Below are 22,677 nucleotides of genomic sequence, written 5' to 3'. Positions count from 1 at the left end.
GATGGATCGCTATTGGAATTTAACTTTTCCTTGTTTCGAACTTAGAGAGAAATCTGTTCTACCTTTTAGGTAATTAGCCCTCTTCCGCCACGGCCAAGACCTGTCGTTGAGGTGACAAGGACACGGTATCCTATTCTCTTGAATACTATTTTTAGTTCAATGGTGTTAGCCTCTTGAATCTTGGCTCCACAATATTCATCGGGACAGGCTATGATTCTTGGCTCTTGTTTCTTGTTTCTTGTTTCTTGCCTCTTGTTTCTTGCCTCTCGCAACTCGCCTCTTGCTTCTCCCCTTACTTCCTCTGCTGCACCTGCTTCCTCAACTGATCCATTTCCTTCGAAAAGTCATAGTCCCTGCTATACTTTTCCAATTTCTTTTGGAGGTTTTCGAGGAATTTTAAGTGGGCAGGGCTATCGGGATTGAAGGGCCTGTGTGCCAAATCCCGTTTGATTCCTTCGAATTCCTGGATCAAAGGACGGGCTTTGGGGTCTACCCAAGTCTTTAAAAATCTTTCCCAAATATAATCCTCGGCTTGTGCAGTCGGATGAATCATGTCTTCTTTATAAAAACGATAATCCCGCAACTCATCCATCATCATCTCATAACTTGGAAAATAATGCACAAAATCGTAGGTCTCCGTTAAATCATGAGCAGCCAACCGTAAGATACTTTTACTCAGTTGGTTTTCAGGAATACCATCCTTGGTATGTCTAACAGGGCTTACTGTTAAAATGACTTTCACATCAGGATTAACCTGTCGGAGAATATTGAAAAATCCTGCAAAATCCTTTTGGATTTCCTCAGGGTGTAGCAAACGTTTTTCAAATTGATCAGCAGGTTTTTTATGGCAATTGGCCACTATCAGTCCTGATTTTTCATGCTCATAAACCCAAGCTGTACCAAATGTAATGAAGATATGTGTTGCCTTTTCAAGCTGTGTTTTTGCTTGAGCTTGCTTTTTATTGATCAACCTTTCCAGGGAATCCTGACTAAATCCTACCACATCGGAATGCATCCCAAAGTGCAAATACAACCCATCCCTTACCAATACCATCTCTGAATTCATGGGCATTTCCAACACCGAATCTTCCAACACCTGACAAATAGAAACAGGATTGAAGAGTGTTCCAAAAGAATTATTGATGATATTAAATTTCCTTTCAGAAAGCTTATCTCCTATAACAGTCGAAAAACAGGAGCCTATAGAGAATAAAACTGATTGGTGATTGATCTTGGGTGATCCCTCCGGGATATCAAAAGCGGTAGTCATTTGCATGGCTTAAAAATAGGAAGAAAGGGCGCAAATCCTTTAAAAAAGATGCAAAATTTTTGAGGGGTTCCCGCGAAGACGCTAAGGCGCAAAGAAAAATAAATTTCATTTTACAAATCCGTTTTCCTTCCACTAAAACCAAATCCTAAATCCCCTTGCGTTAAATTGACAAGATCTTTTTCCCGAGAAAACTTTAAAATAATTTCGCTATTAATCCTCAAGACCGTTAACTTTTCTGGAAATACCTTCTTTAATTAGATTCACATTGAAATTGATCAACAAACCTAATTTAATTCCTTTTAGCCTCATATAAGTCAATGTGATTTTGTGATAGACATTATCGACTTTTTCACATGATTTGAGCTCAATTAGTAATTTATCCTCCATAATAATGTCAGCTCTAAATCCTTTATCCAATACAACATTTTTGTAATGTATCTTCACTTTTTCCTGCCTTGTGAAAGGGATGCCCCTTTCCGTCAGTTCATATGCAAAAGCCTCCTCGTAGACACTTTCCAATAATCCTGGTCCCAAGTATTTGTGGATTTGGTAAGCTATATCTACAGCCTCTCGAGCAAGTTCATTCTCTGTCATTTTCTAAAAAGTTTATATTAAAAAACCTCAATGAAAATACCAAAAAAATAAGACATACCAAACAATCTGGCATGTCTTATCATTTTTTTTCTTTGCGACTTTGCACCTTTGCGGGATCTTTTTTTCTTTGTGCCTTAGTGTCTGTGGGATTTTTCCATCTTTGCGCCTCAGCGTCTTTGCGGGAAATCACTTCTTACCCATCCACTTATATGCATTCACGAACGCCTCCACCCAAGGACTGATTTCGTCTTCTTGCCTCTCTGATGGATAGTAGGGCCAGTTCCATGGCTTGAGGGAACGCTCTATATGGGGCATGATGGCCAAGTGTCTGCCATCCTCCGAAGCAATACCTGCAACAGCATGATCAGACCCATTTGGGTTTCCTGGATAGCCTTCATAGCTGTACGTCATCCCGATATGGTAGGCATCCTTTGGTTTGGGCAATTGGAATTTACCTTCTCCGTGTGCTACCCAAACCCCTAATCGCTGTCCTGCAAGACTTTTGAACATCACGGTATTGTTTTCCGGGATATTGACATTAACGAAGATTGATTCAAACTTATGGCTTGCATTGTGCAACATCTTTGGTTTGACATCATGGGTTGGCGTTACCAAACCCAACTCCACCATCAACTGACAACCATTGCAAACACCTAAACTGAGGGTATCTTTTCTTGCGTAGAAGTTATCCAATGCCTGTTTGGCTTTTTCGTTATAAAGAAATGCACCAGCCCAACCTTTAGCAGATCCCAATACATCAGAATTGGAAAATCCGCCCACAAACACAATCATCTGAACTTCCTCAAGGTTTTCCCTTCCTGTAATCAAGTCAGTCATGTGTACATCCTTGACATCAAATCCTGCCAACCACAAGGAATAAGCCATCTCACGGTCACCGTTCACCCCTTTTTCACGGATGATGGCAGCAACTTTTCCTGATGGTTCTTTTCTAAAAGGATTCAACCCAAAAGCATCAAAAGTACCTTCCCAATTATTGGAGAAATTATAGGACAATGATTGGTTTTTGTAATTGGTAAATCTTTCCAAGGCCAAGCTATCACCACTCTGTTTTTTATCCAATAAATATGAAGACTTGAACCAAGTGTCCCTCATTTCGGAAACATCCAAAGTCAGACCTGTTCGTTCCAGATAAACTTTGCCATCTAAGGTCAATTCTGCCAATGAATGGTAGGAAAGTCCATAATTTTCCAATATTGCCCTTGTCCTTTCCGCGTTCTTGACTTGAATCAATACTCCCGGATTTTCGGAGAAAAGTGCTTTTATGGGATCCTTTTCATTCAATCTTACTGTTTTCACCTTCAAACCAATATTTTTGGAAGGGAAACACATTTCCAGCAAAGCAGTGATCAAACCACCTGATGAAATGTCATGACCTGCAAGGATTTCCTTTTTTTCTATCAGCTTTTGGACAACCATAAAAGCCTTTGAAAAATACTGACTGTCCTTGACATCAGGGGTTTCATTGCCCACTGTGTTCAATACCTGGGCAAAACTCGATCCACCCAATTTGGCCGAATCTTTGGAAAAATCAATATAATAAACCTTACTGCCTTCAACAGGCTTCAAGTCAGGAGATATGGTCAGTTTAGGATCCGAACATTCTCCAACAGTAGAAATAATCACTGTTCCAGGTGAATACACTGTTTTGCCTCCTGGATATTTTTGGGTCATGGATAATGAATCCTTACCTGTAGGCACATTGATCCCTAATTCAATGGAAAATTCAGAAATGGCTTCTACGGCACGGTAGAGGCGGTCATTTTCTCCGGGGTTCTTTGCGGGCCACATCCAATTGGCACTCAAGGAAACTCCGGAAAGTCCATCTGTAATCGGTGCCCAAACCAAATTGGTCAAGGCTTCTGCAATAGCCAGTCTAGAACCTGCCTCAGGATTTGCCAAGGCGGCTACAGGGGCATGTCCTATTGAGGTAGCGATTCCCTTTTGTCCGGTAAAATCCAATGCCATCACGGCCACATTGTTCAATGGCAACTGTATTTCTCCAGTAGTCTGTTGCTTGGCAACCCTGCCCGTCACTGACCTGTCCACTTTGTTAGTCAACCAATCCTTGCAGGCCACAGCTTCCAATTGAAGCACCTGCTCGATGTAGGATTTTAATTGATCAGGGGTGTACTCAGGTTCTGCGAAATTGGGTTTGATCGGCGTATCTTCCAAGATCGTTTTTGGAGAAGATCCAAACATATAGGCCAGATTCCAATCAATGGGTTTTTCGCCGGTTTTGCTGTTTTCAAATTTGAAATGCATGTCGCCCGTGGTCTCACCGACCACATAGAATGGTGCTCTTTCCCTTTCGGAAATCCTTTGAAGAATTGCTACATCTTTTTCATGGACTACCAAACCCATTCTTTCCTGAGATTCATTGCCCACAATTTCCTTGGCGGAAAGTGTCGGGTCACCTACAGGTAATTTGTCGATATGGATGGTACCACCTGTACTTTCAACTAATTCCGATAGACAGTTCAAATGTCCACCAGCACCATGGTCATGAATGGAAATGATAGGGTTATCATGGGTTTCGGCCATGGCACGGATGACATTGGAAACCCTTTTTTGCATTTCAGGATTGGATCTTTGGATCGCATTCAGTTCGATTGCATTGCTGAATTCTCCGGTATTTACCGAAGATACCGCACCACCGCCCATGCCAATTCGGTAGTTGTCGCCACCCATGACGATGATTTTGTCGCCTTTTACAGGCTCGTTCTTTTTGGCGTATTCTTTTCGGGTAAATCCAACCCCGCCGGCCAACATGATCACTTTGTCAAAACCATGGGCTTTTCCATCCTCTTCATGCTCAAAAGTCAATACAGAACCGCAGATCAAAGGCTGACCGAATTTGTTTCCAAAATCAGAGGCTCCGTTGGAAGCTTTGATCAGGATATCCATCGGGGTCTGATACAACCACTTTCTTGCTGCAAGATTTTTTTCCCAACTCCTGCCCTCTTCGGATCTAGAATATGAGGTCATGTAAACGGCTGTTCCAGCCAAAGGAATGGAAGCAGTACCTCCCGCCAACCTGTCCCTGATTTCTCCGCCTGCACCTGTTGCTGCACCATTGAATGGCTCAACCGTGGTGGGGAAATTGTGCGTTTCTGCTTTTAAGGAAATGACTGTTTCAATGGTTTCCGGAACAAAAAAATCAGGTTTATCCTGGGTCTTAGGAGCAAACTGTTGCGCTTTGGGTCCATCTACAAAGGCTACATTGTCCTTGTAGGCAGAAACAATTTTATTGGGATGTCTTTTGGAAGTTTCTTTGATCAGTTGGAAAAGGGTCTTTTCTTTTTCCTCCCCATCAATGACAAAAGTACCATTGAAGATTTTGTGACGGCAATGTTCTGAATTGACCTGAGAGAAACCAAAAACTTCAGAATCGGTCAAAGGCCTGCCCAATTGTTTGCTGACATCTTCCAGATAGTCCACTTCCTCTTGGGTAAGCGCAAGTCCTTCCTTTTTGTTGTATGCCTTGATGTCGGTGACAGGAATGATTTTTTCCGGCTCAAGATGAATATCAAAAATGTCCTGATCCAGACCAAGGTATTTATGCTGTAGCATTGGATCAATGCTATCATTTTCTGTAATGGGGTAGTATTCTTCAATCCTTTGGATCCCAACAATCCCCATATTGACCGTAATCTCCACCGCATTGGTGGCCCAAGGGGTGATCATTTCCTTTCTTGGGCCGGCATAAGTTCCCTCAACTTTTTCAGCACCAAGCTGTTTTGCCTCTCCGAAGAGCCAAATGAGTTTGTCAATATCTTGTTGGTGTAGTGGTTGTTTTGCCTGAACGGCATAAATCAATGCTTGAGGTGATTGGAAAAAGAGGATCATGTGCGGTTTTTTGAAGCCTTTTTTGAAGAAGCAGCAAAGGTAAACATTTGGGGCAAAAGTTTAAAGGTTTGTTTTGGGGAAGTGCAAGGAAGTTGGCAGTGTTCAGTTGGCAGTTGCCCCGATGATCCCAATCCCGAATGGGATTGAATACCGATATGGTTATTTGCCCCGGGTGGAACCCGGAGGTGATTTGGATATATATTCAGCGTAATAAACTCCCAACCCCGAAGTGGGTTGAATTATTCTTACCAAATCACGATTTTGCCTTCAATCCCTTACTCAAGCTTATAATTTAAATGTTCCAAGTTTCAACCAAAAAAATATTCGCGCCGGACTTTAATTCCTCAGTGTTTACGGAAGTTACAAATTCCCGGACTCAAGGTCACAAAACCAAAGACTTTGGACAAACAGGTAGGAAGTGGGAGGTAAGTAGGCAGCGCTTGGATTTCAATTTTCAGTAAGTCGGGATCAATTTTGCGCCCAATCTGATAATAAATGTACTCCCATTATTAATCGAGCTTTCCACTGCTAATTCAGCATTTATGCTTTCTGCAAAATCCTTACAGAGCATCAAACCTATCCCTGCGCCGCTTTCACCGGCAGTGCCTTTGGTAGATAAAGTCTGAATCTTAAATAGTTTGCTAATCAACTCCGGTTTAATGCCTACTCCGGAGTCTTTAATAAGGATTTCCCCATTATTCACATCTTTAAACTCCACCTCTATTTTACCACCCTCCGGTGTGAATTTAATCGCATTCAGCAGGAAATTTCTGATGATAAAATTCAATCTCTCCTTATCGCTGTTGACAAACCTGCTTTCCGGAACATGATTGATCAATTCCACATTTTTTCGGTTCATTTGGACATTGAAAAGCTGTTTGTTTTCTTCTAAGAGTTTGTTCAGATTAATTTCATGAAATTGCACCTCATTTGATTCCATTTGAGTTCTTGCCCAGTCCAAGAGATTTTCCAGCATCAAAAATGCAGCATCATTATTCTTCGAAATCATTGACATCACTTCCTCCATTTCTTGGTTTGAGAGCAACTGTGAATTCCAAAGTGAAATGGTACTTTGAATATTGGCAAAAGGTGCTCTGAGATCATGGGATATTACTGAAAATATTTTATCCCTGAATTTGTTGGCAACATCTAAAGCTTTGTTGGTTTCATGTAGGCTTTCGGCTTGTTCCTGAATTTGAAGATGCTGTCGGTTTACCAAATCATGTGCTTCTTTTAATTTCTGATGTGTTGATTTTAGTTTTCTATGATTTTTTAATTGGATCCAGAATAAAACCAACAATACCAGCACGGCAATGACGATGACCATCAATACTTCATTTTTCCTCTTCAAGGAAAGGGCAAAATATTCCTGGTCTTTAAGCAGCTGTTGGTTTTCCAATTCTTTCTTTTCACTTTCATATTGGATGGTGAGCTCATCCCTGATTTTTTGCCTGTTTTCATTGAACAAAATTTCCTCATTGGCTTTTTGAATGGTCAGGAATCGGTAGGCTAGCGAATAATTGTTAAGTGATGCCGCAATTTTGGCAATTTTCTCCGCAGCAATGGAAATCTGATAGGGCGATTTAGAATTTTCCGCAATCTCAAATTGTTGATTGGCATAATCGAGGGCTTTATACATTTCCCCTTTTTCATAGTAGTATTGAACCAGGTTACCCAAAACTCCAAGTTTACTCTCTACATCATTGAAATTTTTGGTTATCACCCAAGCACGTTGTAATAATTCAAACCTCTTTTTGTCGTCTCCGATTTCTTCATAAAGGTCCGATAACTGATTGAGCGTATTGATCATTCCACGGTTGTCTCCCAAAGTTTCTTTGATCCCTAAAGACTTCTGAAGATATTCCAAGGCAGCGTCAAAATCTTCTTGATTTTGGTTCAAATTCCATCTATCCAGGTGATAACTTCCCAAGTTGTTATAAATGAGTCCCAATCCTCTTTGATTATTGATTTTCAATCCAAAAAAAAGTGCATCATGGTAGAATTTAGCTGCTTTATCCAGCTCTTTTGACCGATAGTAAATATTCCCAAGATTTAGATTAGACTCCAACATACCTACAGAGTCCTTTAACACCTCCCTTATTTTGAGTGCTTCAAAATGGGCTTTTAATGCAGCCTCGTAGTCTGATTTGATCAAATTACTAACTCCCAATATGTTTAAAGCATTGCCATGGTTTTTTTTCAATCCCAATTCTTCGGAAATTTCAATAGATTTATTGGCAAAATAAATCGCACTATCTTGATCAAAAGTATAGTAATGCTTGCTCAGACTAAAAAAAAGATGCGCTTTAATGGAATCATTATCAGCTTGATGAATAATTGATTTTAGGCTGTCGGGATAGGATTGTTGGGTAGTAAAGGCTGCTGCAAAAGAAAAGAACAGCAATAACACAGTTAACATAATAAATCAATTGGTAAATTAAGAATGGAGATAGTAAGTTGGTGGCGTGAACTAAAGATGATCAAGTAAATATGCATTCTATCTTAACAAAATCAAAACGTAAGCAATGAGGTCGGGCGGATGATATACATGATACTTTTGTCAACAACCATCTCTATGTTGAGGGATCGAATTCTTAAAAAAAATCGCTCAAACTTTTTGCCTCCCATCAAAATCAGATTTTGGAGCGAGAACGCTACTCAAAGAAATCTGGGAAGATGGAGGGGTATTTGTAGGAAGAAGTCTGGATATGTTTGTATCCAAACTCCGCAAAAAACTGCTTTTGGATCCAAGTATCCAACTTGAAAATATCAGGGGAAGAGGTTATATGCTTCAGGTGGGTTGATCTAATCCTGTTTTTTATCTTTTTTTTCGGGTAAAAATCATTTCCTATTTAATTCAAATTCAGATGTATTGATAAAGTTTTAGACAAAGACTTTTTTCTTTGCGCCTTGGCATCTTTGCTGGAATAAACAAAATATGCTTTGCTAGACAAAAAAACCTTACCTTTACAATACTTTATAAATAAAGCACGGCAAGTTGTAGGCCGCTTTTAATCAATCTCCCCGCTGGGTCAGAACATACAACATCTCACTCAGCCCATTTACATTCAGCCAACATGGCATTCAAAAATTTAGGAATTATTGACCCTATCCTTAAGGCGGTCGCCAACGAAGGATACACTACCCCCACGCCCATTCAGCAACAAGCCATCCCTCTAGTATTAGGAGGCAGAGACCTGTTGGGATGCGCACAGACTGGCACCGGAAAAACCGCTGCATTTGCAATACCCATCATTCAATTGCTCAGTCAGCACAAACAAAGAAGACCTGGAATCAAATCCCTGATCTTAACACCGACCAGAGAATTGGCCATTCAGATTGACGAAAGTTTTGCCGCGTATGGCAAATTCGCAGATATCAGACATACCGTTATTTTTGGCGGAGTCTCACAACTTCATCAGACCAATGCCCTGAAAAGAGGCATTGATGTACTGGTAGCCACTCCGGGAAGGCTTATTGATCTGATTAACCAGAAATTTGTTGACCTCAGGCATCTTGAAATATTTGTCTTGGATGAGGCAGACAGGATGTTGGACATGGGTTTTATCCATGATGTGAAAAAAATCATCGCCCTGCTTCCCCAAAAAAGACAGACTTTGTTCTTCTCGGCCACCATGCCGCCCGAAATCCAGAAGCTCGCTGATACCTTATTGACCAAACCTGCTTTTGTGGAAGTTACCCCACCTTCATCCACAGTGGATAAAATTGAGCAAAGGCTTTTTCTTACTTACAAAGCAGACAAGCCCAAACTGTTACTACATCTTTTGGATAAAAAGAATATCGGTTCTGCATTGGTATTTACCCGGACCAAACATGGCGCCGATAGGGTTGTCAAATTTCTTGTGAAGGAAAATGTAAAAGCAGCTGCTATCCATGGCAACAAGAGTCAGAATGCCAGACAAAATGCCCTAAATGATTTTAAAAGTGGTAAGCTACAGGTTTTGGTTGCCACAGATATAGCCGCAAGAGGAATCGATATTGATGAATTGGCCAATGTATTTAATTTTGACCTACCCAATATCCCGGAAACCTATGTTCACCGAATCGGTAGAACAGGCAGGGCAGGAAATTCCGGTATTGCCATGTCTTTTTGTGATGCAGAAGAATTAAAGGACCTCAAGGATATAGAAAAACTGATAGGGAAAAAAATCCCTATTGTCGAAGGTCATCCTTATGAATTTAAAGGCGTCATGAAAGAACAGGCGCCCGAGAAAAAAAAGAAGCCACAGCAGAATCAAGGGAGAAGAAGACGCTATTAGTCGTTCCGGTGTTCAGTGGGCAGTCTCAGTTTGCAGTTGGTAGCCTACTGTAAACTGAACTGCCTACCGCACATTTGCCCCTGAAGTCACATTTACTCAAGTCTCACGTCTTAAATCTAAAGAATTGCAACTCGACTCCCATCAGCATTTTTGGAAATTCGATCCTGTGAGGGATGCTTGGATTGATTCCAGCATGAAAGTCATTCAGCGGGATTTTTTGCCAAAAGATCTGAAGCCGGAGTTGGACAAAGCTGGAATAGATGGCTGCATTGCGGTACAGGCAGACCAATCAGAAATGGAAACCAATTTCCTATTGCAAATAGCAAATGCTAATCCATGGGTAAAAAAAGTAGTAGCTTGGGTTGATTTTTTTTCAGCAGATGTTGAATCCAAATTAGAAGTTTACCAATCCGAGAAAAAATTGGCAGGTTTCCGGGTAATTCTACAGGCATTACCACCTGAAGCCATGGAAGATAAGTTTTTTTTGAATAGTATCTCTTTGTTGGAAAAGTATGGTTTCACTTATGATATCCTGATTTATCCCAAACACCTTGAGAAGGCTTTCCATTTTGCCAAAAAATTTCCCAAACAACCATTTGTGATTGACCACTTGGCCAAACCGGATATCAAAAATGGAGAATTTGAATTCTGGAGTCAAGGAATGAAGGCAATGGCCTTACTGCCAAATGTGAGTTGTAAAGTTTCAGGAATGGTCACGGAAGCCAATTGGTATCATTGGGAAAAAGAGCAGTTTTACCCCTATTTGGATTTTATCGCAGAAAGCTTTGGTACAAAAAGGTTGATGTATGGAAGTGATTGGCCGGTATGTTTGTTGGCAGCAACTTATCAGGAGGTTTATGCTATTCCTGCCAATTTTTTTAAAAATTTCAGTTCAAATGAAAAAGCTGCTATTTTTGGAGAAAATGCGGCAAGATTTTATAAAATTTAAAGTTCTAGGGAAAACAGGATTTTATTGGAATCATAAGATAAAACGTCATGGACCTTCAGATTCAACAAAAAGTATTTCTCATTTCAGGTGGTGCCAAGGGGATAGGTGAGGCCATCAGTCGATGTATCGCGGAAGAGGGTGGTTACCCTGTCATTATTGATCCATCGGTAATTGAGGGAAAAAAATTGATGGTTGAATTCAATACCAATGGGATAAAATCATTGCATATCGCCAAAAGACTTTCAAATCCTAGTGATGCCAAAGATGCTATTGAACAAACTGTCAAAGCTTTTGGGAGAATTGATGGTGTGGTCAACAATGCAGGATCGAACGACGGCGTGGGTTTGGAGAATGGGACTCCCGAAGCTTTTAGAGCTTCAGTTGAGAAAAATCTTGGGCATTACTACGATTTGGTCCACTATGCCCTTCCTTATTTAAAGGAAACAAAAGGAAGTATTGTCAATATCGGCAGCAAAACAGCAATCACAGGCCAAGGAAATACAAGCGGCTATATCGCAGCTAAAGGGGGGCAGCTGTCATTGACAAGAGAATGGGCAGTAGAACTTTTGAAATACGGTATTCGGGTCAATGCTGTCATTCCTGCCGAAGTGATGACACCTTTGTACAAAAATTGGCTGGAAACCTTCGAAAACCCTAATTTAAAATTGAAGGAAATTGAAAGGAAAATACCTTTTGAAAACAGGATGACCACTGCAAAAGAAATAGCTGATACCGTTGTTTTCCTCCTCTCCAATCGGTCATCCCACACCACAGGACAGCATATCTTTGTAGATGGTGGCTACACGCATTTGGATAGGGCGTTGTGAGAAAAGAGACTCAAGATACATAGCCTGCCCCGAGTATCAGGGAAACAAGGTTCAAAACTAAAGATTAGAGATGCGAGATCGAAACCTGATAGGTCGGGAAAAGAATTTCGGATCCGCTGTAATTCTTTGCAGTAGACATATCTGCTCACGGGGCACTGCTGATAACCTTAAGAGAGGCGAGTCCTGTCGACTTTTTCAAATAGGTGATTCAGGGGGATGATCAGGTAAGAAGTTAAAAGGTGAGGCCAAAAGATAAATAAGGCCATGGTATGACCTGTAAACCCATACGACCACCCAAACTAACAAAAGGTGAAAGCCCTGCTCTAAAATTAAAGCCGCCATCAATGGGCTGCCTCCTGTATCCTACATTCAATAAAGGTGTTTGCCAAAGTCCAAATCTAGAACTGGGCCGAAAATCTTCTATACCTGAATGCATATTTGGATTATACTTGAAGGTCTCCGAATATGCAAGAGATAATCCTGCCCCCAATTCCAAGTACTTTCCATTTGCACCAAGTAGCCAATTGACCATCAAAGGTATCGTGACCATCCGATCACTCGACCATTGAAAATAGCCAACTCCAGTCCTCATCCCAAAGCCAGTTGGAATATCCCCAAATCTAAGGTCATAATTAAGGGAAAACAGTCCTCCCGGCCCTGCTAATTCCCCAAATACTGTATTTCTTTTGAATCCGTCTTGGGCTTGCGTACATGAGATGTTTCCCAAGAGCATCAAAGCAATGAGGGACAATACTGTTTTATTCATTATATTGGTTTTTTCGTTACTAAATATATTTAACTATGCCTTTAGAAAAAATACTATCCTAAAATATTTCTTTGTAGAAGCAATTAATTTTTAACTAGACGCAACCGCTTTGACAAGTGTCTCACTCACAATCTGTATTTGGTGACTGTAAATACATGTAAGGGTAAATCCATAATCTTAAATGGTTATACGCTTCCTTGCCAGCAGCCCAATATTCTACTGCAAACCGGTTGGAAGTCCCCAACCTGCCGGCAGTCGGGGATCTACTGGAAATTTAAGGTCATGGCGAGATTTAAATTGAATTACCATTTTACTGGCATCATTGCTTACATACATGTAATCTTATTAACTTTACCTTTGATCCAAATGAAGCAAATACTTTTTACAGGACAAACTTAGTTTGACAAAATAGAACAACCCTATAACCTCCCAACCATCCTATGCCCACAAACCCAACCTCCTCCCCCCTTATTCCAAGAACCCTCCTCCTACCCTTTATCTTGATCACATCCCTTTTTGCGCTTTGGGGATTTGCCAATGACATCACCAATCCTATGGTGGCTGCATTTAAGCGAGTGTTGGAATTGAACAATGTGCAGGCATCTTTGGTACAGATGGCTTTTTATGGGGGATACTTTACGATGGCATTGCCTGCTGCGATATTTATCAAGAAATACAGTTACAAGGTTGGGGTGCTGATTGGATTGGGTTTGTATGCTTTTGGAGCATTGCTGTTTTACCCTGCTGCTGCATGGGAAAGTTATTTCTTCTTTTTAACAGCACTCTATATCCTGACTTTTGGATTGGCTTTTTTGGAGACAACTGCCAATCCTTACGTCCTATCTATGGGACCTGAAGAAACAGCCACACAACGATTGAATTTTGCACAGGCATTTAATCCAATGGGGGCTTTAGCAGGTTTGTTTGTTGCCAAAGAGTTTATACTCAATGCACTACAATCCAATAATGTTGATGCTGATGGAAATCTGATTTATACCACGCTCGACGAAACCTCAAAAGCCATTATCCGAACCAATGACCTTTTGGTCATTAGAAATCCCTATGTAATGTTAGGATTAGTGGTCATAGCTTTGGCTGTGGTAATTTTCATGGTAAAAATGCCGGAAAACAAATCCAAAAACGGCAGCATCGATTTTTGGCCTTCCATGAAACGCTTGGCAAAAAAAAACCAGTTTGTAGAAGGGGTTATCGCCCAAATGTTTTATGTGGGCGCACAAATCATGGTATGGACGTATATCTATCAATACGCCGAAACATTGGGGATTGACAATGCTTCCGCTGTCAATTATGCCTATACTGCTTTGATCCTGTTTTTGGTGGGAAGATGGATCTGTACTTTTCTATTCCGTTACTTCCCCCCTGCCAGGTTACTGCTCTATTTTTCCGTTTTGGCGATATGCTTCACCTTGGGGGCAATATTTATCCAAGGTATGTTGGGGCTTTATTCCCTAGTGGGTATTTCTCTTGCCATGTCACTGATGTTTCCGACCATTTATGGAATTGCCCTGGAGGGACTTGGAGAAGACGTGAAATACGGTGCTGCATTCTTGGTGATGGCGATAGTCGGTGGTGCCATTATGCCTACGCTACAAGGAGTTATTTTGGATTTCGGTGGCCCGGGCTATGACGATATTAGAATCTTGGGCGTTCCTGAAGTCAATTTTTCATTTGTCTTGCCTTTGGTTTGTTTTATGGTGGTTGGGGTTTTTGCTTGGAGGAGATGATTTGAAGTGGGAAGATGGGGAGTTGGAAGTTAGGGAGGTTTTGGCGCTGTCATACTGGGTGGATCTTCTTTTCTCCTTGGTTCTAATGAAAACCTGAATACGAAGTGAAAGCCTACCCTGGAGAATTTCAGGTAATCTCTATAGTCAGAGAAAATGGTATGGTTTTTTTATAAAACTAAAAATTAAATATATTCTTAGAAGGATTATAGAGGAACTTTTAATTTAAAATTATAGTCCAAAATATTCATAATAAAGTATCAAAAAAATTGTTTTAAATATTTTTTTTTGTAAATTAGAATGCAATTTATAATTACAACAGTTTAAGCGGCCAACTATTATCAAAAATGACCCCGCTTTTATTTTGGAGAAGCCTATAAACAATCTATTTCATATTACTTATTTCGATTCCAAAAATCTGCATTTTTAATCCATTTGAAATTTTCATAATACCAAGTATTTAAAAAAAGTACGCTTCATCGGTGCTTGTTATAATCTAAAGCAATCATTTTTTTTTTGAAGAATACTTTATCTGAAAATATTCAAAAGGAACATACCGAAAATCCTAAAACAGAGTAGGTACAAACATTTAAATTACAGCTAAATGAAAACTTATTTTTCCCTGAAAATTGGGCTGACCTTTGGATTAGCGTCAGTCCTTATGTTTACTTCCTGTCAGAATGATGAAATTAGTGAAGCTTCTCTTTTGGATGAAGAAAAGGTACAGGAATTAACTGCGGATGCTGAGGAATCGGACCCGACCCTTCGGATAAACACCTCGGTCCTGTTTCCAACATCGGCATGTTTGTTTGGAAAGTGTAACGACGATTGGGCCATCCAACTTGGAAAAGCAGCTGTTGCCTTGGATTGTGAAAATGTCCTTCAACCACAAATGCTGAGATTAACCGATAAAGTGATTGCACCTTATGGTAGTTTGGACAAGACATCCGCTGAATATACCATCACCAAAGACCAATTTGTATTTCTTTCGCCCGCATTTTTCTTCAATAATTATCCCTGTCCCGCAGAGTATGAATGGGAACCGGCAGATGGACAAAGTTTAGAGGAGTTTTTGAAAGAATATGCCAAAGAAATTATGGACGCCGTTGAAAAACTGGAAGTTTATTTTGATGGCATTGAAGTTGAAGATATAAATGAATATCGGCTTAGTACAGATTTATTTTATTTTACCGGAAATCCTGAATTAAAAGAATGTTATGATGCATGTATTCAGGGATCGTCTCAACCTGGCCTTATCGACGGTTATTTTATGATGTTCAAGAAAATGAAATTCGGAAAGCATGACATAGTCATCAAAGGTGAAGTTCCTTCTATAGGTTTAGTCTTTGAAATAAAAATTATCTTAAATGTAGTAAAATGACCATTTAAAAATCTGGATTTTTGTTGATATCAAAATTAAAAACCCTGGGTGATAATTCAGGGTTTTAGTTTTTGAAAGAACCCATAGAATATTGTAGGTTTCTGAAGTCAATTTCTCCTTTGTGTTGCCTTTAGTTTATTTATGGTGGTTGGGGTTTTTGCTTGGAGGAGGTAAGATTGAGGGAGAAAGGGTGAAGATGGAAGGCTGAAGGTGAGTAGAGGGTAGAAATTTAAATCTCGTCATTCTGAGTCCCCAACATTTTAATAATGTTCAGAAAAGAAATGACATCCTAGTGGGCCGCAGACCTCTCTCCACGATACCTATCGGGATCGAGGTGACAAGGCAAAGTTCTTTAATAGATTTGAATGCTATTTGTAGTTCTAAACCATCAATTTCCAAGTATGTCATTGGTAGTCCCAAATATTTTGAAAATTTTCAATAAATGAATGACACTTGTTTTCCCACAGCGACCAGTTCGAATTCGCTGCAAGGACTGTCTGACATCTTTCCACTCGTCATTGTGTGCGGAGCTTTCTTTCGCTTCATGTTATACAAAGGATCTTAATACGAAATGAAGAATTTAATTGTTGTGAGTCATCTAACTAATCCTAAAAAAATTTAAGCTTTTTTAAGGTAAAAAGGTTATTTTGCATTAAATTGTAAAAACTAAAGTTATGAAAACAAGCATGAAGTTGATTGGGAAAAATATCTTATTGATGAGCATGATGGTATTTCTATTTACTGCATGTGCTAAAAAAGTTGCCTTTTTAAATTCTGCAGTTGTACCATCAGCAGAAGGAACGATATCGATTAAAAAAGGAAAAAATAACAATTACAACATCGATTTGAGCGTCAAACGCTTAGCTGAACCTAGCAGACTTTCACCGCCAAAAACCATGTATGTGGTTTGGATGGAAACCGAACAAAGCGGGGTACAGAAAATTGGCCAATTAGACTCCTCTACTTCAATGTTCTCAAATATGCTTTCGAGTTCATTAAAAACAGTATCTCCAAATAAGCCAACCGCTTTTTTTATTACAGCGGAAGACGATGCTGAAGGAAACTATCCAGGAACGACTGTAGTGTTAAAGACAGGCCCAATAGATTAAAATATATAAAGGACTATCTATTTTATTACAACAATAAGGAAAAAGGAATCCTTTTGGTGTTTAGAGTTTGATGTTTATTATACCTAATGTCCTTTTTAAGTAGAAATAAAATCACGTTTTATTGTAAAAATCTTTTCATTCACTCTCTAATAATCACCATCAGTTAGCCAAATCACATTATAATGTGATTTAATATGATTTTTTAATAAATCCTGCCAGTTTTGCATAAAAAATCACACTATAATGTTGTCTGCGCACCTTGGAGAGACCATCAAAAGAAGAAGAAAAGAGTTGGGCATCACCCAACCACACTTGGCCGAATTGGCTGGCATCAGCACCAATACGCTTTACAAACTCGAACGTGGACAAAGCAATCCTTCTTTAGAGGTATTGAACAAGTTGTTTGAAGTATTGGGCATGGAAATCAAATTGGAAGTCAGAAAGAAGTATTGATTGAATGAGAAAGGCAGAAGTATACCGCAATGGAATATTGGCTGGAATTCTCCTGGAAGAAGACCGTCAGCATTTTGTTTGCCGATGATTACGAGACAGAAAGTTTCAAGGAATTGGGATTCTATGCCTATGATGACTTTTATGAGTTCGGATTGAAAATCGGTATGTTGGAAAATCGTGTCAGAACGATTTTGGATAAGTACCGAAGCAAAAACAAACAAGTCATTGTTTTAACACAAAGTTCTTTTTTGACGGAACCTATTAAGGAACTATATATCAATCATTATCTAGATCGATTGAAAATGTTGAATAATTCATGCTCTATCCGTATTTGAAAAAAGCTCTGAAAAAGCAATATTAATACGCTAAGCGCTGGTTAAAATTGAATAAATTATACCTTCCCTTAATATCAGTATCGAATCAGCCCTGAAAGGGCATAATACTCCAACACAGGGTGCAGCCCTGTGTTGAGAAAGAAATAAACTCCTTACCTAGCCCTGAAAGGGCGCAAGATCAACTTCCCGGAACACAGTTACCATATATAGGGAATTTCAGATTGAAGTGATCGGTCAAGCGATAAACCAAGCTAGACAGGAAAGTAAAATGACCCTCGATTAATTGGGAAAATTAGTTGGTGTTCAAAAATCGAAAACAGGGTTAAAAACGCGAGATTTGAAACCATTCTGAAAGTTTTTGAAGAATTGGGAGCAAGGCTGAATTTTAATTTGGAATTGGATAAAAAAATCAATTGCGGACTGATTTAAGCTCAAAATGAAAAATTGGGGAAACCAAAAGGCAAAATCTCCATTCTTGAATAAAAAATTAGTAAAAATACCTTGTTCACGGTATTTTTTGTCTTAAGAGAAATAGGTAGTTTTAAAAAAACAATTGAGGTTTTTTTGAAAGAACAAAAATGTCATCATTTTTCTATAGAATTTGAATATAATGAAAGAGATTAAAATTGAACAACTAGCCTATCTTCTAAAACAAGCTAAAGCCAAGAATAAACCTCAGCCAATTTTCTTTTTGGGGGCTGGTGCCTCGCGTTCTGGACAAATCCCATTAGCTGATGAAATAGCAGCGAAAATTTTGCGGGATTATCCCGATCACCCTTTCATTGAGGAGACTCCTGCATCAGAACGGACCTATGCAAAATTAATGGGTTGTTTGCTTCCTAACGAGAGAGATGAGCTTCTAAAAGAATTAATAGACAATGCGAAGATTAATGTAACACATATTTATTTGGCGCAGTTGATCAAAGAGGGTTACCTCGATTATGTTTTGACAGTGAATTTTGACAATTTGATGTTAAGGGCATTAGCTCTGTACAACATTTTTCCCTCTACGTATGATATGGCAATACTTAATGATCTAACCACATCAACATTCAAAGAAAAATCTGTTGTCTACTTACACGGACAACACCATGGACTATGGTTGCTCAATACGTTTGAGGAAATGGAAAGGGTCAAAACCACTGTGCCAAGAATATTTGATTCTATAAAAAATAGGCGGCCTTGGGTTTTCTTGGGATATAGTGGGCAAGATCCAATTTTTGAGCATATCAGAAACCTCGGGAGATTTGATAACGGCCTTTATTGGGTAAGTTATAAGGATAATTACCCAAATAAAGATGTCCGTGATTTTGTTTCAAATGTTAATACAAATGGATTCATCATAAAAGGATATGACTCTGATTCCTTTATGTTGGAATTAAATAAAAACCTTGGTTTGGAACAACCTACGATAGTTGATAAACCGTTTACCGCTATGCAGAATCTACTTGAGGAAATTGTTGACATCGATGAACAAGAACATTTCAAAGGTGTAAAGCAAAGGTTGGATATTTCAAAACGGCAAGTTGAAGATGCAATATTGAAATATGAGTTAGGGGAAACGGAAACTCCAAGAAGTTCTTCAGATAACAAGATTGATTTGTTAAAACGTGAAATCATAGACTTAATCATTTCTGAAAAATTTAATGAAGGAGAAATTTCGGAAATTGAGAAGAGGGTTGTATTCAGTAAAGATGCAGAAGCACAGGAATTGCTTGCTAACTTGTTTTTTCACTGGGGGCTTCATTTTGGCAATTTGGCGCAAACCAAAGTGGGGCCCGAGGCAGATTATTTATTCTCCCAATCGCTTGAGAAATACGCAAAATGTATTGAAATAAATCCTAAAAGGTTCGAAGCATTGAATAATTGGGGAGGTGTCTTAGTAAGCTTAGGCAGATCGAAAAGTGGAAATGATGCGAATAAATTTTTTCAAGAATCGATTAAAAAATTTAAGCGTGCAATAGAAATAAAACCTGATTTCCACGAAGCGTATTATAACTGGGGAGTTTCATTACATAATTTGGCTAAGCTAAAAAAAGGCATAGAGAAAGAAGAATTGTTAAGTCAATCTTTAATAAAACTCATGATGGCTTTGGAATTGAGCCCTAATAATCCTCAATATCTTTCAAACATGGGAGTTTCATTGTTAGATTTAGCTTATTCCAAAGAGGGAAATGTCGCAGAGGAATTGTTTCAAAAATCTATCGAAACTTTTGAAAGAGCTTTAGGTTTTGGTGCTAACGAACATAGTTTTTTTTACAGCTATGCAAATAGCTTGCAAGGCTTTGCGAAAATGAAAAGTGATATTGAGGCGGAAAATATGTACGATCTTTCGATTAAAATGTATAAAAAAGCCATAGAAAATAAGCCTGATGATTATGAAGCTTTTAACAATATGGGTTTCATTTTAGCTGAATTAGCAAGAAAAAAGAAAGAAGGATTAGAATCTGATCTGTTATTCAAGCAATCTTTCGAGAAATTTAATATGGCCCTCAAAATAAATCCAAAATTTCAGATGGCATATCATAATCTAGGTTATTTCATGGGGATTTATGCCAAATCGAAAGATCTAATTCAGGCAGAAAATTTACTTAAACAATCTTTAATTTATTTTCAAAGGGCGACAGAACTCGATCCTGAAGACTATAATGCATATTTCTGTTGGGGAAATAACCTTGGATATCTTGGAGATTTAAAGGAAGGGGATGAAGCAGAAGGCTTTTTTGAAGAATCTTTTAAGAAATATGAAAAAGTAATAAAATTAAACCCACATTATCATGAAGCATTCTATAACTGGGGTAATCATTTAATGGCTTTAGCAAAAATGAAGGAAAAAGGTGAAGCGGAAAAATTGTTTCAAACATCTTTTCAAAAATTTAAAAATGCTGTTGAAATAAAACCCGACTATTTTGAAGCTTATAATAATTGGGGTATTAGTTTATTAGAGCTTGCAAATTTAAAAGTGGGAATAGAAATGGAAGAATTGCTAAAACAAGCAGTTGAGAAATTTCAAATTGTGTTTGAGTTGCATGGGAATTGCTACAACCTTGCATGTGCAAACGCGATCTTAGAAAACATCAAAGATGCATATTCTTATTTAGACCAAAGTTTAAAAAATATGGAAGTTTCAGTTGAGGAGGTAATAGGCGAAGAAGAGTGGGAAAGTTATCTGAAAGACCCAGATTTCATTAAAATAATAAACAAACATTCAAAAAATTAGACACTAAGTCCCATGATAGGGTTTATATATTAGGCCTTTTCCCCCCACTTTTTAATTTCCCAACCATTTCTCCCCTCTCCCTTAGCGCCTTTGCGGGAATTCCCTATCTTTGCACCTTCAAAATTCCAAGCAATCAATGATTACTGTAGATAACCTCTCCCTCAAGTTCGGCAAAAGAACCTTATTTGATGAAGTAAGCCTTAAATTCACACCCGGCAACTGCTACGGTGTCATCGGTGCCAACGGTGCCGGAAAATCCACTTTTTTGAAAATCCTGTCAGGCGATCAGGATAGCACTTCGGGTTCAGTTCACATCACGCCCGGCCAAAGAATGGCTGTGTTGAAACAGAATCACTTTGAATTTGATGAGGTAGAAGTGTTGAAGGCCGTCATTATGGGCCATAAAACCTTGTATGCCATCATGGAAGAAAAGGACGCCATCTACCTCAAAGAGGATTTTTCGGAAGCTGACGGTATCAAAGCCTCAGAATTGGAAGCTGAATTTGCCGAAATGGATGGATGGAATGCTGAATCCGATGCAGCCTCCCTCCTTTCCGGTCTTGGCATCAGCGAGGACCTACATTACCTCCAAATGAAAGAACTTGCCGGTAACCAAAAGGTAAGGGTCCTGTTGGCACAGGCGCTTTTTGGCAATCCCGACATCCTGATCCTCGATGAACCTACCAACGACCTTGATGCACAGACCATCAACTGGTTAGAGGATTTTTTGGTAAACTTCAAGAACTTGGTGATCGTGGTATCCCACGATCGTCACTTCCTTGATGCGGTTTCCACCCATATCGTGGACATTGACTTCAGCAAAATCAGGATTTACTCCGGTAACTATACCTTTTGGTATGAATCTTCACAGTTAGCCGCCAAACAGAAGTCCGACCAAAACAAGAAAGTAGAGGAAAAGAGAAAGGAATTGCAGGAGTTTATCTTGCGCTTCTCTGCCAACGTCTCCAAATCCAAGCAGGCTACTTCCAGGAAGAAAATGTTGGAGAAACTGAATGTGGACGACATTCAGCCATCCACAAGAAAATATCCGGGTATTATCTTCAAACCTGAAAGAGAAGCAGGTGATCAAGTTTTTATGACAGAAGGATTGGAGCTGAAGGATGAAAATGCCGTCTATTTCAAAGACGTCAATCTGATGGTGGACAAGGGGGATAAAATCGCCTTCATCTCCAAGACCAAACAGGCGGTCACCAAGTTTTTCCAAACCATCATGGAAGAAATTCCTACCCAAAAAGGGAGCTTCAAATGGGGTGTGACGATCAGCAAAGCCTATTTGCCTAATGACAACTCCAAGTTTTTTGAGACACAATTAAACCTGATCGATTGGTTGGGGCAGTACTCCCCTAATCAGGAAGAAGCCTATGTCAGGACATTTTTGGGAAGGATGTTGTTTACTGGGGAGGAATCCTTAAAAAAATGCTCTGTGCTTTCCGGAGGTGAAAAGGTGCGTTGTATGATCTCAAGGATGATGCTCCAAAACCCAAATCTTTTGGTTATGGATGAACCTACCAACCACTTGGACCTGGAATCCATCACGGCTTTCAACAATGCCATCATTGACTTCAACGGCACGGTTTTGATGACTTCCTATGACCATGCCTTCGTCTCCTCTTCCGCAAACCGGATCATAGAATTCACCCCAAAAGGCACTATAGACAAAAGAATGCCTTATGATGATTATCTTGATTCGGAGGAAGTTAAGGCTTTGAGGGAGAAGATGTATAAGTAGATGTGAGATTTGAGATTTGAGACGTTAGACATAAGACGCAAGACACAAGACGCAAGACTTTTGGGTTTGGAGAAGCAATAAATGTTACCGTATTTGTTTGAGGGTTTTGATTTTGATGTATGGTCAAGATTTTG

The 22,677-nt window shown here is 39.3% G+C and carries 16 protein-coding genes; 11 read left to right on the top strand and 5 right to left on the bottom strand.

Annotated features, from left to right (window positions below):
• Positions 1-292: 292 nt before the first annotated feature.
• From HMJ38_RS15395 to HMJ38_RS15380, 4 genes are all read right to left on the bottom strand, one after another.
• Positions 293-1,276 carry a GSCFA domain-containing protein gene (locus HMJ38_RS15395; RefSeq protein WP_194975309.1) on the bottom strand — a complete coding sequence of 328 codons (984 nt, stop codon included), beginning with the start codon at positions 1,274-1,276 and terminating at the stop codon, positions 293-295.
• A gap of 204 nt (positions 1,277-1,480) precedes the next feature.
• A complete protein-coding gene (locus tag HMJ38_RS15390) occupies positions 1,481-1,864 on the bottom strand; it encodes a GxxExxY protein (RefSeq protein ID WP_194975308.1) in 384 nt (127 codons plus the stop codon).
• Between the two features lie 186 nt (positions 1,865-2,050).
• Positions 2,051-5,731 (bottom strand): phosphoribosylformylglycinamidine synthase, encoded by a 3,681-nt coding sequence (gene purL / locus HMJ38_RS15385; RefSeq protein ID WP_194975307.1) that lies wholly within the window; start codon positions 5,729-5,731, stop codon positions 2,051-2,053.
• Between the two features lie 454 nt (positions 5,732-6,185).
• Positions 6,186-8,150, bottom strand: a complete 1,965-nt coding sequence (locus HMJ38_RS15380) for a tetratricopeptide repeat-containing sensor histidine kinase (protein WP_194975306.1) — start codon at positions 8,148-8,150, stop codon at positions 6,186-6,188.
• A 166-nt stretch (positions 8,151-8,316) separates the two neighbouring features.
• On the opposite strand from HMJ38_RS15380, the gene HMJ38_RS25805 reads away from it, so the two are divergent.
• From HMJ38_RS25805 to HMJ38_RS15360, 4 genes are all read left to right on the top strand, one after another.
• Positions 8,317-8,535, top strand: coding sequence for a winged helix-turn-helix domain-containing protein (locus HMJ38_RS25805; RefSeq protein ID WP_194975384.1), 219 nt, complete (start codon positions 8,317-8,319; stop codon positions 8,533-8,535).
• A gap of 273 nt (positions 8,536-8,808) precedes the next feature.
• Positions 8,809-10,011, top strand: a complete 1,203-nt coding sequence (locus HMJ38_RS15370; protein ID WP_194975305.1) for a DEAD/DEAH box helicase — start codon at positions 8,809-8,811, stop codon at positions 10,009-10,011.
• 124 nt (positions 10,012-10,135) lie between these two features.
• The gene (locus HMJ38_RS15365; RefSeq protein ID WP_194975304.1) at positions 10,136-10,960 is read left to right on the top strand and encodes an amidohydrolase family protein; all 825 of its coding nucleotides are present in this window, start codon (positions 10,136-10,138) and stop codon (positions 10,958-10,960) included.
• Between the two features lie 47 nt (positions 10,961-11,007).
• A complete protein-coding gene (locus tag HMJ38_RS15360; RefSeq protein ID WP_194975303.1) occupies positions 11,008-11,787 on the top strand; it encodes an L-fucose dehydrogenase in 780 nt (259 codons plus the stop codon).
• A 232-nt stretch (positions 11,788-12,019) separates the two neighbouring features.
• On the opposite strand, the gene HMJ38_RS15355 is transcribed toward HMJ38_RS15360, so the two are convergent.
• Positions 12,020-12,553: a hypothetical protein gene (locus HMJ38_RS15355; protein WP_194975302.1), complete on the bottom strand. Its 534-nt coding sequence runs from the start codon at positions 12,551-12,553 to the stop codon at positions 12,020-12,022.
• A 440-nt stretch (positions 12,554-12,993) separates the two neighbouring features.
• Here HMJ38_RS15355 and fucP point away from each other — a divergent pair, with 440 nt between their 5' ends.
• The 7 genes from fucP (at position 12,994) to HMJ38_RS15320 (ending at position 22,543) form a co-directional block, all read left to right on the top strand.
• Positions 12,994-14,298 (top strand): L-fucose:H+ symporter permease, encoded by a 1,305-nt coding sequence (gene fucP, locus HMJ38_RS15350; RefSeq protein ID WP_194975301.1) that lies wholly within the window; start codon positions 12,994-12,996, stop codon positions 14,296-14,298.
• 601 nt (positions 14,299-14,899) lie between these two features.
• Entirely contained in the window at positions 14,900-15,676 is a 777-nt protein-coding gene (locus HMJ38_RS15345; protein WP_194975300.1) for a hypothetical protein, read from the top strand.
• Between the two features lie 674 nt (positions 15,677-16,350).
• A complete protein-coding gene (locus HMJ38_RS15340; protein ID WP_194975299.1) occupies positions 16,351-16,785 on the top strand; it encodes a hypothetical protein in 435 nt (144 codons plus the stop codon).
• Between the two features lie 243 nt (positions 16,786-17,028).
• Positions 17,029-17,238: a helix-turn-helix domain-containing protein gene (locus HMJ38_RS15335; protein WP_194975298.1), complete on the top strand. Its 210-nt coding sequence runs from the start codon at positions 17,029-17,031 to the stop codon at positions 17,236-17,238.
• 29 nt (positions 17,239-17,267) lie between these two features.
• Positions 17,268-17,573 carry a hypothetical protein gene (locus tag HMJ38_RS15330; RefSeq protein ID WP_194975297.1) on the top strand — a complete coding sequence of 102 codons (306 nt, stop codon included), beginning with the start codon at positions 17,268-17,270 and terminating at the stop codon, positions 17,571-17,573.
• Positions 17,574-18,183: 610 nt separating this feature from the next.
• Positions 18,184-20,793: a TPR end-of-group domain-containing protein gene (locus HMJ38_RS15325; protein ID WP_194975296.1), complete on the top strand. Its 2,610-nt coding sequence runs from the start codon at positions 18,184-18,186 to the stop codon at positions 20,791-20,793.
• Between the two features lie 136 nt (positions 20,794-20,929).
• A complete protein-coding gene (locus tag HMJ38_RS15320; RefSeq protein ID WP_194975295.1) occupies positions 20,930-22,543 on the top strand; it encodes an ABC-F family ATP-binding cassette domain-containing protein in 1,614 nt (537 codons plus the stop codon).
• Positions 22,544-22,677 lie beyond the last annotated feature (134 nt).

It is taken from the genome of Aquiflexum lacus, assembly GCF_015476655.1.
Lineage (GTDB): Bacteria > Bacteroidota > Bacteroidia > Cytophagales > Cyclobacteriaceae > Aquiflexum > Aquiflexum lacus.
This window is presented reverse-complemented; position numbering and strand designations above follow the sequence as displayed.